Genomic DNA, 16,669 nt, shown 5'->3' with positions numbered 1-16,669 from the left:
CTCGGCGACGCCAAGAAGATGACCGAGGAAATCGTCAAGGCCATGGACCACTGAGCCAAGCGCTCGGCCAACGCCACTCCGACAACGCACGGCAGACAAAAGCCCGGCTCGCGCCGGGCTTTTTTGCGTTGGGGGACGTGGTCGTCGTGGTGCGGCGTGTCGATCGTTTCGTCGCGCCGCCCCTCATCCCCCTGCCGGCACCTTCTCCCCGCAGGCGGGAAGCCGCGATAGGGAGCGCGACGCCGGCGACTCCTTCCCCGAGCTGCAAGTCCACGGCAGCATCGGTCGCCGGTTTCATTTTGTGTGACAGAAATTAATCCGGATTGGCTATTCTCATGCTGGGTGATTGTGTCGACCGGGTGTCCTGCTCTATATCCCGATGATTGGGGGCAGGCGCCGCCTCGTTCAGCAGGAAGCAGCATGTCCAAACACGAAGTTGTCGAACCTGACGCCGCCGAACTCGGCACCGACGACGTCTATGCCGGCCTGGTCGAGGCGATCCTGTCGCGGGATCTCAAGCCGGCCATGAAGCTCTCGGAAGAGACGATCGCCAGCTCCTTTGGTGTCAATCGGATGGTGGTGCGGGCCGTACTCAACCGGTTGCACGGCGAGGCGCTGGTCGAGATCCACAAGAACCGCGGCGCCTATGTGTCGTCGCCGACGGTCGAGGAGGCACGCGAGATTTTCGACCTGCGCATCGTGCTAGAGCGCGAGGTTGCGGCGCGGCTGGCCAGGCAGATCACGCCGGCACAGCTCGACGAATTGCAGAAGCAGGTGACCGATCACCGCGACAGCTACCGCGCCGGCCGCGACGCCGAATCGCGACGTTATGCCGAGCGGTTCCACCAGCGCGCGGCGGAGATGGTGGGCAACCGGGTGCTGGAAGGAACGCTGGGCAAACTGATCACGCGCAGCGCCCTGGTGATGGCGCTTTATGGCCGCAGCTCGTCGTCGGAATGCGGTATCGATGAGCACGACGCCATCCTGGAGACGCTGCGCAAGCGCGACGCGGCGGCTGCGTCCAACGCCATGGTGCATCACCTCGAGCATATTCTGGAGCGGGTCAACCTGGATGGCGAGCCGGCCGAGGAGCCGGGCCTGGGCGAAATCCTGGCGCGTTATGCGGCGCGGCCTGCCAGGGGGAAATAGGGCTGTCCCGCAGGACGGCCCCGAACTGTCGCCTCATGAGCCTGGCCAGGCAAAAAGGGGCCGCCCGACCAGCGGCCCCTGTCTGGCGCCTTGCGTCAGGCGACCAGCCTTTCGAACCTGTCCATGATTTCCGGCCGCCGCTTGGCGAGCCGTGCCTTGATCGCCTCGACATCGACGGTGAGGATCTCGCGATCCTTCATCACCACCTTGCCGTCGACGACGACGGTGCGGACGTCACGGCCGACCGTGGTTGTCGATGCGGTGAAGAGCGGATCGTAGATCGGCTGCTGGTCGATGTCGGAGGCGTCGACCAGGATGAAGTCGGCCTTGTAGCCGCTCTCCAGCCGGCCCAGCTCATGGCCGACGCCGAGCGCGCGGGCGCCGCCGTGGGTCGCGATCTTCAGCAGCTCGTCGCTCGAAATCGCCGTGCGCATGTGCCACGGCGTGCCGGCGACCAGTTGCTGGCCGATGCGGGCGGCATGCGCCACCTGGAACACGTCGAGCGTGCCCGACGAAGCCGCGCCGTCGGTGCCGAGGCCGATATCGATGCCGCGGCGCCACATCTCGGCGACGCGCGGCTGGCCGACGGAATAGTTGTGCAGACCGCAATGGCAGGCCGACACCTTGTGCCTCGCATAGAGATCCACTTCCTCCGGTGACAGGAAGATCGAATGCGCGCCGTGGAAATGGTGCGACAGCACGCCGAGTTCCTCGAGATATTCGGTCGGCCGCTTGCCATAGCGCTCGAGCGCGAAGTCGATCTCGTAGATGCCCTCGCAGAGATGGGTGTGGACCTTGACGTCGAGGTCCTTGGCAGCCAGGCCGATGCCCTTCACCAGCTCCGGCGTGCAGACCACGATCTGGCGCAGCGCCAGGAATGCCTTGACGCGTTCGTGCTTCGACCAGCGCTGCACCAGCTCGACATTGCGGTCATAGGCCTGCTGGGTCTTCATCATCAGCGCATCGGGCACGCCCATGCCGGTGTCCACCGTCGACAGCGCGATGAAGCCGCGGATGCCGACTTCGTCGGCGGCGCGGCCCATCTCGTCGGGGTGCGGCCCGCCCGCCTCGGCAAAGCAGGTGGTGCCGACGCGCAGCATGTTGGTGTAGGCGGCCAGCGCCGACAGGTGCACGTCCTCCGGCTCGAGCATCGCCTCGAATGGCAGGTAGTAGTGCTTCCACACCGGCATCTTCGGGGCGCGCGTGCGGGTGATCTCCGGCAGCTTGCCACGCAAAAGGTGCTGGGCGGTGTGGAAATGCGCGTCGACCATGCCGGGCATCGCGATCTGGCCGCTGGCGTCGACTAGCTGCTCGGCCCGGTAGAGCCCCGAAGCCTCCGAGGCCTTGCCGGTCCAGACGATGCGGCCCTTGTCCACGGCAAGTGCCGCATCGCGGATGACCGTGTCGGTATCGTTCATGGTGATCAGGTCGCATCCCTTGACCACGAGGTCGACCTGCACCGGGCCTGATGTCTCCGTAATCATCTCATCGCTCCTTCATTTGTTTATCCTGACGCTTCGGCTGTGCCTCGAAACCGGGCAGTCGACCCAGCGGTCTGTCTCGTTGCGCGCATACCGCCAAAATTTTGAACAAAATGCAATGCCTTCTTTGTGAATGATCTTCAAAAATGATTGTAACAAAAATATAAAAATTATGTTGCAATTTTTTTGAGCGGTGTCACGATGATGAAAGGTCGGGTTGCCAGGCAGCCGCCCGGCATCAGGAGGATCGCCAGAATGACGCTTGAAGACGCACCGGTTGGCTCAGGTCTCGCAACGCCGCTGCATGACGCAGCGACGGCGGGGGAGGCGACGCTGATCCTGAAGGGCTGCCGGCTGCTCAACGTCTATTCAGGCGTGACCGAGGAGACCGACATCACCATTTCGGGCGAGCGCATCGTTTCGATAGCCAGGCGCGACAGCTACGCCGGCGCCGAAGTGATCGACTGCCAGGGCCTGTGGGCCATGCCGGGCATGATCGACTGCCACATGCATGTCGACACCACGTTCCTGTGGCCCGGCGAACTGGCGCGGGTGCTCTTGCCGCTCGGCACCACGACCGTGTTCGTCGACACGACCAACAACGCCCATACCGGCGGTGTCGAGGCCGTCGACGTGCTGCGCTGCTCCTTCGAAGGGCTGCCGCTGCGCGGCTATGTGGCTGCACCTTCCTACTGCCCGTTCGATGCGACGTTGGGTACGGCAGCCGTCGAGATGAACTCGACCGACATCGCCGAGCTGCTGTCAGACGGCTGCATGAGCATCGGCGAGACGGTGTGGTCGCGGATCGCGCTTGAGGATTTCGACTACATGCGGGTCATCCAGACCTGCCGCGAGGCCGGTTTCCGGGTCAGCGGCCATGGCGGCGAGATCCGCCGAGGCGACGAGGCGGCCTTCGACGGCTACGTCGCCAGCGGCATCCAGGACGACCACTGCATCGGCCGGGGAGAGGACATCCTGCCCAGGCTGCGGCGCGGGCTGAAGCTGTTCTTCGTCGAATGCACCGGCCGGCGCGGCCAGTTGCGGCCGCTGCTCGACGAGATGCTGCGCAAGGGACTGTCGTTTCGCCAGGTCTGCATGTGCATCGACAACAACACCTCGATCGACATGGTGACCAAGCGCTACGGCTACATCGACTACCTGGTGCGGATCGCGCTGGAGGCCGGCGTCTCGCCGCTCGATGCCTATCGCATGGTGACGCTCAATCCGGCCGAGCATTTCAGGGTGACCGACCAGATTGGCTCGATCGCCCCCGGCCGTCTCGCCGACATCCTCTTGATGACCGCGCCCGATGCATTCCCGCCGGAATACGTCATCGTCGGCGGCAAGGTGGTCGCCCGCCGCGGCGAACTGCTGATCGATATCCCCAGGCCGAATTTTCCCGAGAGCTACCGCAACTCGATCAAGCTCGACAAGGTCAAGCGCTCGTCGCTCAAATGCGAGGCGCCCGAGGATGCGACGTCGGTGCAGGCGCGCGTCTTCGAGGTGGTCGACGGCGACTCCTTCAATCGCGGTTTCGTCCATAAGCTCGCCGTGACCGCCGACGGCATCCAGCCGGATCCTGCAAACGACATCCTCAAGATAGCGGTCGTCGAACGCTACGGGCTGCACGGCAATGTCGGCACCGGCTTCGTCAAGGGCTTCGGGCTGAAGCGTGGCGCGCTGGCGACGTCGATCTCGGTGCCGTTCAACAATGTGGTGGTCGTCGGCGCGACAGACGACGACATCTGGCACGCCATCCAGCGCATGGGCGAAATCCAGGGCGGCTTCATCGCCGTGGCCGGTGGAGAGGTGCTGGCGGAAGCGCCGCTGCGGGTCGGCGGCATCATGTCGGAAGAGCCCTACGAGGCGCTGCTCGCCAGCATCGACAAGGCTCAGGCTGCCGCTGCCGGGCTCGGCTGCACGCTGACCGATCCGTTCAAGACGCTGGTATCGACCATCCACACCACGCTTCCCGACCTCGGCCTGACCGACAAGGGGCTGATCAATTCGCGCATCGGCGTCGGCACCACCGTCGTCGTGGAAGGAGTTCACGATGCTGGCCACTGACGCTTCGGTCAAAACGGCATTGGCAGGCGTTCGCGTCTCGCTCGCCCGGCAACCGGCCGATCTGCTGCTCGCCAACTGCAACCTGGTCAGTGTCTGGTCGGAAGAGACCTACACGGCCAGCATCGCCATCGCCGGCTCGCGCATCGTGGCGATCCGGCCCGGCTTCGACGGCAGCGCCAGGCACATCATCGATTGCTCGGGCCGCTATGTCCTACCCGGCTTCATCGAGCCCTTGGTCAATCCCTCGGTGGATGCCGATACGTTGACTGCTGCCCTGGTTCCGTCGGGCGTAACATCCATCGTCCTGGAGGGCGCGACGACGACGTCGTCAAGCGGCCCTTCGCTGCTGCGCCAATGGCGTCTGGCTGCCGACAGGCTCGGCTGGCGCGGCATGTCGGGCAATGCCCGCCTGATCCATCTGCAACGTGTCTGCACCAGCGCTCTGGAAGCGGCCGACACCATCGCAGAGGGCGAGGCTGTCATTCTCGACGGCGGCTTCGATCCGGCCAGGCGCCTCGCCTTGCTGCATGCTGTCGCTGCGGGTGGGTTGGAGACCGCCCGTCTCATGCTGCGCCACAGCGGAGCGAACGATGCCATTTCGGCCTCCTTCGGCGTGCTTCCCGTTCTGGGCGCGGCGCTCCAGGCCGGCATTCCGCTTTATCGCGCGGTGCAGATGGCAGGCTTCAACGCGGCCGTGCAGCACGGCATCGAACACGATGTCGGCTCCGTGGCGCCAGGGCGCCTGGCGGACCTTCTGATCGTGGACGACATCGCCCAGGCGGTGCCGTCGGTCGTCATCCTCGATGGCCGGGTCGTCGCGCGCGACGGCCGGCTGGAGGAGGGCGCCCAAGACTGAACCGAGCCGGACCTCGCGCCCGGTGGTAGAATGGCCGCCAACGGCGCGGCGGCCCGGGAGGAGCGGTCCAGGGAGGACCGGACCTTCGACGCGTCGACAATAACAAAGGGAACTCTGACATGACCATGCACACCCTCGGACGGAGCCTGATCAGATGGAGCGCTGCCGTCGCGCTCGCCACCACGATGCTGTCGCCGGGAGCCGCGTCTGCGGAATCCGTGCTGCGCGTCGCCATGACACTCGGCGACATCCCGGCGTGGACCGGCCAGCCCGACCAGGGCTATGAGGGTTACCGCTTCGTCGGCTTCAACCTGCATGACGGGCTGATCAACTGGGATCTGTCCAAATCCGACAAGGAGCCGGCGCTGCGTCCGGGCCTCGCGACGAAGTGGGAGGTCGACCCCGCCAATCACAAGCGCTGGATCATCACCTTGCGCGAGGGTGTGAAGTTCCACGACGGTTCCGACCTGACGCCTGAGGTGGTGGCCTGGAACTTTGCCCGCCTGACCGACAAGACGACGCAAGGCTTCGATCCGGCGCAGTTTGCCCGCATGCGCACCCGCGCCAGCAACATCGACCATGTCGAACCGCTCGGCGCGAACCAGGTGGCGCTGTTCACCAAGGCGCCGGATTCCTTCACGCCGTTCAGCCTGACCAACTTCTTCATGATCTCGAAGGTGGCGCTGGAAAAGGCGAACTGGAACTACGAGGAATACGCCAAGGCCCCGGCAGGAACCGGTCCCTACAAGTTCGACAAGGTCGTGCCGCATGAGCGCCTCGAACTGGTGAAGAACGAGAACTACTGGGACAAGAACCGCATCCCCAAGCATGACCGCCTGGTGCTGGTGCCGATGCCGGAAGCGACCACGCGAACGGCGGCGCTGCTCTCCGGCCAGGTCGATTTCATCGAGGCGCCGTCGCCCGACACCATTCCGCGCCTGCAGTCGTCGGGAATGACCATCGTCACCAACACCTACCCGCACAACTGGACCTACCAGGTCAACATGGTCGATCCGCCCTTCAACGACATCAAGGTGCGGCAGGCAGCCAACCATGCGGTCAACCGTGAGGATGTCGCGGCTCTGCTCAACGGCACGGGCGAGCCGGGTTATGCCATGCTGCCGCCGAGCTCGCGCTACTTCGGCCGTCCGCTGAAGTACGACTTCGATCCGGAGAAGGCGACGGCGCTGCTCAAGGAGGCGAAGTGCTTCCCCTGCGAGATCAACGTGGCGATGTCGACGGCCGGCTCGGGCCAGATGCAGCCGCTGGCGATGAACGAGCTGGTCAAGTCGCAGCTCGAGGCGGCCGGCTTCAAGGTCAACTTCAACGTCATGGACTGGAGCGCGCTGCATGACATCAGCCTGAAGGGTCGAGAGGCGTTTCCCGACATCGACGCCATCAATGTCAGCCGCGCGCCGATGGAGCCCTACAATGGCGTGCTCGGTTTCGTCATGAAGAGGCGCTTCGCGCCCAACGGGCCGAACTGGGGCTGGTTCTCGACCGACGAGATCGACGCGCTCGGCCAGAAGGCGATGGAAACCTTCGACGAGCCGCAGCGCGACGCCATGATCACCACGATCCATGAGCTGGCGGTGGCGCAGGCGCCGATGGTCTACATCGCGCACGATCTCAACCCGCGTGCCATGTCGCCCAAAGTCAAGGGCTTCGTCCAGGCGCAGAGCTGGTTCCAGGACCTGACGCCGATCGTCGTCGAACCATAGTCACAAGGAGAAAGGCGCCGAGGACGAACAGGAGACAGGACCATGTGGCTTTATGCATTGCGGCGTATTCTCTATGCCGTCCCCATCGCCCTCGGCGTATCGATCATCTGCTTTGGGCTGGTGTTCCTGGCCCCGGGCGACCCCCTGGGCTCGCTCTTGCCGCCCGACGCTTCGCAGGCCGACATCGAATATCTGCGCGGCGTATATGGCTTCGACCGGCCGCTGCCGGTCCAGTATTTCGACTGGCTGATGCGGGTCGCATCGGGTGACCTCGGCAACTCGATCCAGAGCGGCCGGCCGGTGCTGACGGAGATCTCGCATGCGCTGATGAACACGGTCATGGTGTCGTTCGGTGCCGTGGCGATCGCCTTCTCCATCGCTTTCGTGCTCGGCACGATTGCCGCCTATCATCTCGGCACATGGGTCGACCGGACGGTCACCGGCCTGTCGATCGCCGGCGTCAGCGTTCCCAACTACTGGTTCGGCGTGGTGCTGGTGATCGTCTTCGCCGTCGAGTTCAACCTTTTGCCAGCCATGGGCATGGGCAGCGGCGGCTCCGACAATTTCAGCATCTTCGAGTGGGAGCAGTTGAAATACGCCATCCTGCCCATCACCACCATGTCGCTGGTGCCGCTCGGCGTGATCATGCGCAACACCCGCTCGGCGGTGGCCGACGTGCTGTCGCAGGATTTCGTCCAGGCGCTGCGGGCCAAGGGATTGGGTGAATGGGCCGTCGCCCGCCACACCATCCGCAATGCACTGCCGCAGGTGCTCGCCGTCATGGGCCTGCAGTTCGGCTATCTCGTCGGCGGCTCGATCCTGGTCGAGACCATCTTCAACTGGCCGGGCACCGGCTTCCTGCTCGGCAAGGCGATCCTGACCCGCGACGTGCCCGTCGTTCAGGGCGTGGTGCTGGTGCTCGCCATCTGCTTCGTCATCACCAACCTGTGCGTCGACCTCATCCAGACGGCTGTCGATCCACGCATCAAGCGCGGCTGAGACGGGAGGACATCATGACTGACGCGACTTTCGACACCTCTTCGCGATCCGCCGCCCCCAGGGTACGGAGCTACTGGCAGAGCGTCGGCCACCGGCTGAGCTATGACCACGTGACGCTGCTTTTCGCCGGGATCATCCTTCTCGTCGTGCTGTCGGCGGTGTTTGCACCGTGGCTGACCTCGATCGACCCGAACAAGCCACAGATGATCGCCCGGCTGAAGCCGATCGGCACCGCCGGGCGCTGGCTCGGCACTGATGAACTCGGCCGCGACATGCTGGCTCGTTTGCTTTATGGCGGCCGCGTCTCGCTTGCCATGGGCCTCGTGCCGGTGGCGCTGGCGACGCTCATCGGCGGCTTCCTCGGCGTGGTCGCGGGTTATGCCGGGGGCTTCGTCAACACCGCGATCATGCGGGTGATGGACGTGTTCTACGCCTTCCCGTCGGTACTGCTGGCGGTTGCCGTCTCCGGCATGATGGGCGGCGGCATGCTCAACGGTCTGCTCGCGCTGACCCTGGTGTTCATCCCGCCGCTGTGCCGCATCTCGGAAACTGCGACCGCCCAGGTACGAAGCCTCGATTTCGTCGAGGCGGCCCGCGCCAGCGGTGCAGGCATGGGCTCGGTGATCGTGCACCACATCCTGGGCAACGTGCTCGGCCCGGTATTCATCTACGCCTCGAGCCTGATCTCGGTCTCGGTGCTGCTCGCTGCCGGCCTGTCGTTCCTCGGCCTAGGCGTCGAACCGCCGACGCCCGACTGGGGCCTGATGCTCTCGGCGCTGCGCCAGGCGATCTACATCGACCCGATGCTGTGCGCCTTGCCCGGTGTGGCGATCTTCATCACCTCGCTGTCGTTCAACATGGTCAGCGACGGTTTGCGGCAGGCAATGGACGTCAGGCAGTGAGATCGGAGGCGAAAGTGGACGCACAATTGGCAATGCCTGCCGCGGCGCATTTCGACGCCCCGGCAATCCCGGAGACCGGCGGTGGCAAGGCGCCGCGCGGATCAGCCGCGATGCCGCCGATGCTGGTGGTCAAGAACCTGAAGAAGTATTTCCCCGTGAAGGGCGGCCTGCTCAACCGGAAAGTCGGCAACGTGCACGCCGTCGACGACATCTCGTTCACGGTGTTCAAGGGCGAGACGCTCGGCGTGGTCGGCGAGTCCGGCTGCGGCAAGTCGACCCTGGCGCGGCTGCTCATGTACCTGATGCAGCCCGACAGCGGCGAAGTCGCCTTCGGCGGCCGTGCCGTCGGCGCCAAGGACGGCCTGCCGCTGCGCGATCTTAGGCGCAACCTGCAGATGGTGTTCCAGGACAGCTATTCCTCGCTCAACCCGCGCCTGCCGGTCGAGGCCTCGGTCGCATACGGTCCGCGCGTCCACGGCACGAGTGCTGCCAAGGCGCGTGAGACGGCGCGCGGCCTGCTCGGCAAGGTCGGCCTGCGCCCCGAACTGTTCGGGCCGCGCTATCCGCACGAGCTGTCGGGCGGGCAGAAGCAGCGCGTCAACATTGCCCGCGCACTCGCACTGGCCCCCAAGATGCTGATCCTCGACGAGGCGGTGTCGGCGCTCGACAAGTCGGTCGAAGCGCAGGTGCTGAACCTGCTGCGCCAGCTCAAGCGCGAGTTCGACCTGACCTATCTGTTCATCTCGCACGACCTCAACGTGGTGCAATACATCTCCGACCGGGTCATGGTGATGTATCTTGGCCAAGTCGTGGAAATGGGTCCGGTCGACCAGATCTACAACGGGCCGAAGCACCCCTACACGGCGGCGCTTCTGAAGTCGCGCCTGGCGATGGACCCTGACGACAAGATCGTCACGCCGCCGCTGACCGGCGATCCGCCCAATCCGATCAACCCGGCGCCGGGCTGCCGTTTCCGCAGCCGCTGCCAGTTCGCCGAAGCGATCTGCGAAGCGAAGGCGCCGGCGCTCGGCGCCTGGGCCAACCGGGCCTCGCATGTCGCCGCCTGCCACATGGCCGATCCGCAGTCGGGCCACACGAGGGCAGGGACGTCGGCACACGATGCGCTTGCTGAGGAGGCCGCAAGATGACCATTCCTACGGAACAGGCCACCCGGCCGCTGGTCGAGGTGCGCGATCTCAGCGTCAGGTTCGAGACGCGCGACCGCACGGTGCATGCCGTCAACGGCGTCTCGTTCGACGTCATGCGGGGCGAGGTGCTGTGCATCATCGGCGAGTCCGGCTCCGGCAAGTCGGTGACGATGCGGGCGCTGATGCGGCTGTTTTCGTCGCGCATCACCCGAGTCTCGGGCGATATCCGCGTCGCAGAGCATGACATCATGGCCGTCAGCGAGCGCCAGCTCAGCGACATCAGGGGCTCGACCATCTCGATGGTGTTCCAGGAGCCGATGACCGCGCTGGATCCGACCTATACGATCGGCGACCAGATCGCCGAGACCATCGTGCGCCACCAGCACTGCAGCCACGCCGAGGCGGCGGCCAAGGCGCTGGACCTGCTGCAGCTCGTCAAGGTGCCGAATGCCGAGCGGCGGCTGAAGGCCTATCCGCACGAGCTGTCGGGCGGTTTGCGCCAGCGCGCCATGATCGCGGTTGCCCTGTCGTGCCGGCCCAAGCTGTTGCTCGCCGACGAGCCGACGACCGCGCTCGACGCCACCGTGCAGATCCAGGTTCTTTTGCTGTTGCGCAAGCTGCAGCAGGAACTCGGCATGGGCGTGATCTTCGTCACCCACGACCTCGGCGTCGCCGCCCAGATCGCCGACAAGGTGGCCGTCATGTATGCCGGGCGCATCGTCGAATATGGCAGCGTGCGCGATGTGCTGTTGCGCCCGTCGCACCCCTACACCATCGGCATGCTCGCCTCGACCGTACACGGCCAGGAGCGCGACAAGGACATCGACGCCATCCCCGGCACGCCGCCCGACATGAGCCGGCTGGCCGAAGGCTGCAACTTCGCGCCGCGCTGCCGCTTTGCGGAGGCTTCCCTGTGCACGAAAGCCAGCCCGCCGCCTGTTTCGCTGTCGCCGGGCCGGGAAACGCGTTGCTTCCGCGCGGCGGAGTTGCTCACTCGACCCGCGTTGGTCGTGTCCCAGTCTGAAGTCGTGGCTCACGCCGGCTAGGCGTTCGACCGTCTCCCCCGCGGCCCGAACGGCCGCGGGTCGCGCCGGGATCATTTGCGGTCCGCTTCCCCTCCGCATGTTCCCATGATCCGGTGCCGCTGGTGGATCGGCTGGGAACCTCGCTGCCGGTCCACCAGCACTAGCTTCCGGACCTGGATTCCCAGCCAGAGAGTTGGCGTGTTCTGTCTAGACCATTGAGATCGTTGTGAAATCCATTCTGGCGAAGTGAGCTGGCCACAATTTGTGCACAGCCCAATGCCTCGGTTGTGTGCACAATCGCGGAAAGGCATCGAAAACGGATTCGCAGCGATCTGTTTTGCGAACGATTTCAATGGCTTGGAAATTGAATGGCTGGGGAACCTGGATTCGAACCAGGACTAACGGAGTCAGAGTCCGTGGGTCTACCGTTAACCTATTCCCCAGCAGGGCCGAAGCGTGTCCGGCACCGTCAGGTCGCGCTTGACGCAGCCACCTGAGCGCTGCCTTGTAGCCACCGGCGGAAAATAGTCAACCCCGTCCGGCACTTGATTTTCTGCTTTTCACACTTCGTCCTGGCGGCTGCGGCGTCCGAGCTGGGAATGCTCGAAGGCGAGCACCGCGACGATGGCGAGAAGCAGCGGGATGATCAGGTAGAACAGCCGGAAGACGAGGAGGGCGGCGAGCACGGCCGCGGGGTCCATCTCCGCAAGGCCGGTGAGGAAGACGACTTCCAGCACGCCGAGGCCGCCTGGCGCGTGCGAGGCCTGAGCCATGGCGAAGGAGAACAGGAAGATGCCGAGGACGACCAGGAAGCCCGGATTGTTCTCCGCAGGCAGCGCGAAGAAGATGATCGCGGCGGCGGCGAGGATTTCGAGCGGGCCGATGACCAGCTGACGCGCCACGATCGGCAGTGCCGGATAGTGCAGGCGGAACTTGCCGATGGCGAGCGGCTTGAGGTGCAGCCAGCTGCCGAAGACATAGGCGGCGACGAACAGGAGCATGGTGAGGCCGAGCGCGATCCACCATTCTTCGTATCGGCCTTCGGTGTAGCGGTCGAGCAACGAAGGCTCGAGGAGCAGCACCACCCCGCCCACGAACACGCTGGACAGCACGAAGGTGAACCAGCAGATCGCCACCAGCACCCCAACATCGTGCCCGGTCAGCCCCTTGGAGGCATAGGCGCGGTAGCGGATCACCGCCCCGGAAAAGACCGATCCGCCGATATTGTGCGACAGTGCGTAGGTGGTGAAGGAACAGACGGTGACGAAGAACCACGACACGCGCTTGCCGATGTGGACAAGTGCGATGTGGTCGTATCCGGCCAGCGCCGCATAGGCGACGACGGCGCTCAGCGCCGACAGCAGCCAGCCTCGCAGGGGGATGGCCGCGATACCGCTCCAGACATCGTCCAGGGAAATCTCGCGCCACTCGTTGTAGAGCAGCCAGGCGGAAACGGCGACGGCGGCGAGCCCGATGACCGGCCAGATATAGTCCTTGATTCTCATGCGGCGGGGCTTGCCCGCTCCTTTCGATTGGCGTTTTCGTGCCTCGTCGGGCCGATGCGTCCGCTCGCATTTCCGGCTCGATTTCAGCTTTGCCCGATCAACGCCGGCTATTCAACCCGGACCGGAGCTTTCCCCCGACGCTCGGGGCGGGGCGGCAAAAAACGATCCGGCCGGGCCTTGGTGATCGGCGGATGCGCTGATAGTCTGCAGCCAACACAAGATGAAATGCGCGTGCAGCGTCCAAAAAGGTTCGCGCGGCGCGAGAAGGAAATTGCAAGTGAAGAACCGCGAAGCCGGCGCCGAAGCGTCGGATGCGGGTGTCTCGGGGGAAGGTCCGTCGCCGAACGGCGGGGCACCTTTCCGGCCCGGACGTCAGGCCGTCGGACGGCCTGGCGTCGATGGTGCCAATGCGGACGCTGCGCAACCCAAGGGCAAGACCAGGAAAAGGCGCAAGCGCCGTCGCGGCCGCAAGGTTTACGCCCGCGACGGCGGCCCTGTCGCAGCCGTCGCCGCCGAACCGGCAGTGGCCGAGCCGACGGCCTTGCCGCCGCAGGCGGATCCCGCGCGGATGGCGAAATCCGACGCCAGGGCCGCGCCGAATGGCGTGCCGCGCCGTCCCGCGGCTTCCGACCTTCCCGTCTTTGCCGCCCTCGACCTCGGCACCAACAATTGCCGCCTGCTGGTCGCCGTGCCCGGACGCCCCGGGCAATTCAGGGTCGTCGACGCCTTCTCGCGCATCGTGCGCCTGGGCGAGGGGCTGACCGCCTCCGGCCGGCTCGGGCGCCCCGCCATGGACAGGGCGGTCGAGGCCCTGAAGGTCTGCGCCGACAAGCTGCGCAGCCGCAAGATCAGGCGCGCCCGCCTCATCGCCACGGAAGCCTGCCGCGCCGCCGCCAACGGCGAGGAGTTCCTGGACCGCGTCGAGCGCGAGGCCGGCCTCAAGCTCGAGATCATCGATCGCCGCACCGAGGCGCGGCTCGCCGTTTCCGGCTGCGGCTCGCTGGTCGAGCGCGACACGGACGGCGTCGTGCTGTTCGACATCGGCGGCGGGTCCTCCGAGATCGCCCTGATCGACGTCTCGCGTCACCGTTCGCCGCGGCTGGCCAACCACATCGTTTCCTGGACGTCGCTGCCGGTGGGCGTGGTCTCGCTGGCGGAGCGATTCGGCGGCCGTACCGTGACCCGCGAGATATTCGCCGCCATGGTGGCCGACGTTGCCGAGCGGCTGCAGGCTTTCGACGGCCGCGACCGGCTTGGCCACATCGTTTCGAGCCCGAAGTTCCACCTGCTCGGCACCTCGGGGACCGTGACCACGCTGGCCGGCGTGCATCTGGAGCTCGACCGCTACGATCGCCGCCGGGTCGATGGCTTGTGGATGGACGGCGCGAGCGTCGACCGCATGGTCGACAAGCTGCTCGGCTGGGATTTCCACCAGCGCGTGGCCAACCCCTGCATCGGTGCGGACCGCGCCGATCTGGTGCTGGCGGGCTGCGCCATACTCGAGGCGATCCGCGCGGTGTGGCCGTCGGAGCGCCTCAGGGTTGCCGACCGTGGCCTGCGCGAGGGCATATTGAGCGAACTGATGGCCGACGACGGCGTGTGGCGGCGCAACTGGCGGAACGGACAGCGGGCATGACCAAGAAACCGACCAAACCCGGCACTTCGGCGGGCGCGACCCGCGTGCTGCGGACCAAGATCAAGAAGAAGAGCGGCCTCAAGGAATCGTCGCGCCGCTGGCTCGAGCGGCACATGAACGACCCTTACGTCCAGCGCTCCAAGGCCGACGGCTACCGGTCGCGCGCCGCCTACAAGCTGATCGAGATCGACGACAAGCACCACCTGCTCAAGCCGGGCATGAAGGTGATCGACCTTGGCGCGGCACCGGGGGGCTGGTGCCAGGTTGCGGCGGCGCGCACCCGCTCGACCGAGGAGAACCCGCATGTCGTGGGCATCGACTATCTCGAGATGGATGCCGTGCCGGGTGCTGCCATCCTGCAGATGGATTTCCTCGACCCCGAGGCGCCGGAGAAGCTTGCGGAAACCCTCGGCGGCGAGCCCGACATCGTGGTGTCCGACATGGCTGCGCCGACGACCGGGCACCGCCGCACCGATCATCTGCGCACCATGCATCTGTGCGAGGTGGCGGCGGAATTCGCCATCTCGGTGCTGAAGCCGGGCGGCCATTTCCTGACCAAGACGTTCCAGGGCGGCACCGAGGCTGGTCTGCTCGACCAGCTCAAGCGCAACTTCCGCTCCGTCCACCACGTCAAGCCGCCGGCCTCGCGCGACGAATCGGTGGAGCTCTATCTCCTGGCCAAGGACTTCAAGGGCCGCGCCGAGCCCGAGCCGTCATAGCTGCTGAGGCTCTTCCGCCGCCGGCACCCGGGACTTGCGGTGGCCGGAGATCGCGCCGCCGGCGTCGGGCGCCAACCGCGCAAACAGCAGCATCGGCGTGGCCGTGACGGTGGCGATGACGAGGAAGGCGAAAGTGAAGCCTGCGTCGCCGATCGCCTGTTCGGTGAACGCGCTCCAAAGTTCCAGCGCTCCGCCGCCGACGGCCACACCCAGCGCAACCGTGATCTGCTGGGCCGCTGCCGAAATCGCAGTCGCCTGTCCGCTCTTGGCCGGCTCGACATCGGCGAACACCAGCGCGTTCACCGAGGTGAAGAACAGCGAGCGCAGGAACCCTGCCAAGAACAGCACGGCAAGGACCAGCAGATAGGGCGTTTCGGCCGTGAAGAAGCCGTTGATGGCAATCAGGCAGGCCGACGCCCCGGATGCGACCAGAAGCACGGTGCGGAAGCCGACCGAGCGCAGGATGCGCGGCGCCACGAACTTCATCGACAGCGCGCCTGCGGCCGAGGCGAAGGTGATCATGCCCGACTGGAATGGCGTAAGTCCGAAGCCCAGCTGGAACAAGAGCGGCAGCAGGAACGGCGTCGCGCCGACGCCGATGCGGAACAGCGAGCCGCCGACGATCGCGGTCCTGAATACGGGATTGGAAAACAGCCTGAGCTCGAGCAGCGGATGGAGCGTCCGCCGGGCGTGCCGGATGTAGAGCAGGGCGCAGGCCACGCCGACGCTGACGGTGATCGCCCCGACCACGGGCGGCAGCGCCGGCAGGCTGACGACCGAAAGCCCGAAGACGATGCCCGAGGCGGCGATGGCCGACAGGAAGAAGCCGACGACATCCATGCGCTGGGTCGGCTCTGGCGGGATTTCGGGCAGGAAGCGGCCGGACAGCCAGATGCCGACGATGCCGATCGGAATGTTGATCAGGAATATCCACTGCCAGGCGAAGAAGGTGGTGATGAAGCCGCCCACCGGCGGCCCTATCAGCGGGCCGATGAGAGCGGGGATCGTCAGCGTCGCCATGGCCGAGACCAGCCCGCTCCTTTCGGTCGTGCGCACCAGCACCAGCCGCGCCACCGGCGTCATCATCGAGCCGCCCATGCCCTGCAGGAAGCGCGCGAGCACGAAGGCGCCGAGCGAGTTGGAAAGCGCGCAGGCGATCGAGCCCAGCATGAACACGCCGATCGCGACCCTGAATACCCGCTTGGCTCCGAACCGGTCGGCCATCCAGGCGCTGACGGGGATGAAGATGGCGAGCGACACGAGATAGGCGGTGAGCGCCAGCTTGAGGGCGATCGGGCTGGCGCCGATATCCGTGGCGATCGCCGGCAGGGAGGTGGCGATCACCGTGGAATCCATGTTTTCCATGAAGAGGGCGACCGCCAGGATCAGCGGAGTGGTTCGATTCGTGGACATGTCGGAACGGTATGGGTCGGTTGCGGCGGCAATGCGCCGATCGGGGAC

General features: G+C 65.8%; 13 protein-coding genes and 1 tRNA gene. 10 read left to right on the top strand and 4 right to left on the bottom strand.

Annotated features, from left to right (window positions below):
• Positions 1-420: 420 nt before the first annotated feature.
• The gene (locus tag PV773_RS13835) at positions 421-1,149 is read left to right on the top strand and encodes a GntR family transcriptional regulator (protein WP_347966888.1); all 729 of its coding nucleotides are present in this window, start codon (positions 421-423) and stop codon (positions 1,147-1,149) included.
• A gap of 95 nt (positions 1,150-1,244) precedes the next feature.
• On the opposite strand, the gene PV773_RS13830 is transcribed toward PV773_RS13835, so the two are convergent.
• Positions 1,245-2,633: an amidohydrolase family protein gene (locus PV773_RS13830; RefSeq protein WP_347966887.1), complete on the bottom strand. Its 1,389-nt coding sequence runs from the start codon at positions 2,631-2,633 to the stop codon at positions 1,245-1,247.
• A 252-nt stretch (positions 2,634-2,885) separates the two neighbouring features.
• Here PV773_RS13830 and PV773_RS13825 point away from each other — a divergent pair, with 252 nt between their 5' ends.
• The 7 genes from PV773_RS13825 (at position 2,886) to PV773_RS13795 (ending at position 11,369) form a co-directional block, all read left to right on the top strand.
• The gene (locus PV773_RS13825; RefSeq protein WP_347966886.1) at positions 2,886-4,697 is read left to right on the top strand and encodes an adenine deaminase C-terminal domain-containing protein; all 1,812 of its coding nucleotides are present in this window, start codon (positions 2,886-2,888) and stop codon (positions 4,695-4,697) included.
• Complete coding sequence (locus PV773_RS13820) at positions 4,684-5,553, top strand: amidohydrolase family protein (protein ID WP_347966885.1); 870 nt, start codon at positions 4,684-4,686, stop codon at positions 5,551-5,553. The genes PV773_RS13825 and PV773_RS13820 overlap by 14 nt, the downstream gene beginning before the upstream one ends.
• A 119-nt stretch (positions 5,554-5,672) precedes the next feature.
• Positions 5,673-7,274: an ABC transporter substrate-binding protein gene (locus PV773_RS13815; RefSeq protein WP_347966884.1), complete on the top strand. Its 1,602-nt coding sequence runs from the start codon at positions 5,673-5,675 to the stop codon at positions 7,272-7,274.
• Positions 7,275-7,316: 42 nt separating this feature from the next.
• Complete coding sequence (locus PV773_RS13810) at positions 7,317-8,273, top strand: ABC transporter permease (protein WP_347966883.1); 957 nt, start codon at positions 7,317-7,319, stop codon at positions 8,271-8,273.
• 14 nt (positions 8,274-8,287) lie between these two features.
• Positions 8,288-9,175, top strand: a complete 888-nt coding sequence (locus PV773_RS13805; RefSeq protein WP_347966882.1) for an ABC transporter permease — start codon at positions 8,288-8,290, stop codon at positions 9,173-9,175.
• A gap of 110 nt (positions 9,176-9,285) precedes the next feature.
• The gene (locus PV773_RS13800) at positions 9,286-10,323 is read left to right on the top strand and encodes an oligopeptide/dipeptide ABC transporter ATP-binding protein (RefSeq protein ID WP_347966899.1); all 1,038 of its coding nucleotides are present in this window, start codon (positions 9,286-9,288) and stop codon (positions 10,321-10,323) included.
• Positions 10,320-11,369, top strand: coding sequence for an ABC transporter ATP-binding protein (locus PV773_RS13795; RefSeq protein ID WP_347966881.1), 1,050 nt, complete (start codon positions 10,320-10,322; stop codon positions 11,367-11,369). The genes PV773_RS13800 and PV773_RS13795 overlap by 4 nt, the downstream gene beginning before the upstream one ends.
• A gap of 348 nt (positions 11,370-11,717) precedes the next feature.
• Here the strand turns inward: PV773_RS13795 and PV773_RS13790 are convergent.
• Positions 11,718-11,791 (bottom strand) — tRNA-Gln (locus tag PV773_RS13790).
• Positions 11,792-11,908: 117 nt separating this feature from the next.
• Positions 11,909-12,853 carry a YbhN family protein gene (locus tag PV773_RS13785; RefSeq protein WP_347966880.1) on the bottom strand — a complete coding sequence of 315 codons (945 nt, stop codon included), beginning with the start codon at positions 12,851-12,853 and terminating at the stop codon, positions 11,909-11,911.
• A 277-nt stretch (positions 12,854-13,130) separates the two neighbouring features.
• Between PV773_RS13785 and PV773_RS13780 the strand changes: the two genes are divergently transcribed.
• Together PV773_RS13780 and PV773_RS13775 are read left to right on the top strand one after the other, a co-directional pair.
• Positions 13,131-14,489, top strand: a complete 1,359-nt coding sequence (locus tag PV773_RS13780; protein ID WP_347966879.1) for a Ppx/GppA phosphatase family protein — start codon at positions 13,131-13,133, stop codon at positions 14,487-14,489.
• The gene (locus PV773_RS13775) at positions 14,486-15,208 is read left to right on the top strand and encodes an RlmE family RNA methyltransferase (protein WP_347966878.1); all 723 of its coding nucleotides are present in this window, start codon (positions 14,486-14,488) and stop codon (positions 15,206-15,208) included. Before PV773_RS13780 ends, PV773_RS13775 begins: the two co-directional genes overlap by 4 nt.
• On the opposite strand, the gene PV773_RS13770 is transcribed toward PV773_RS13775, so the two are convergent.
• Positions 15,203-16,621, bottom strand: a complete 1,419-nt coding sequence (locus tag PV773_RS13770) for an MFS transporter (RefSeq protein WP_347966877.1) — start codon at positions 16,619-16,621, stop codon at positions 15,203-15,205. The genes PV773_RS13775 and PV773_RS13770 overlap by 6 nt on opposite strands.
• Positions 16,622-16,669: the final 48 nt, after the last annotated feature.

Source organism: Mesorhizobium sp. CC13 (genome assembly GCF_039907765.1).
In the GTDB taxonomy this organism is placed as follows: domain Bacteria; phylum Pseudomonadota; class Alphaproteobacteria; order Rhizobiales; family Rhizobiaceae; genus Aminobacter.
This window is presented reverse-complemented; position numbering and strand designations above follow the sequence as displayed.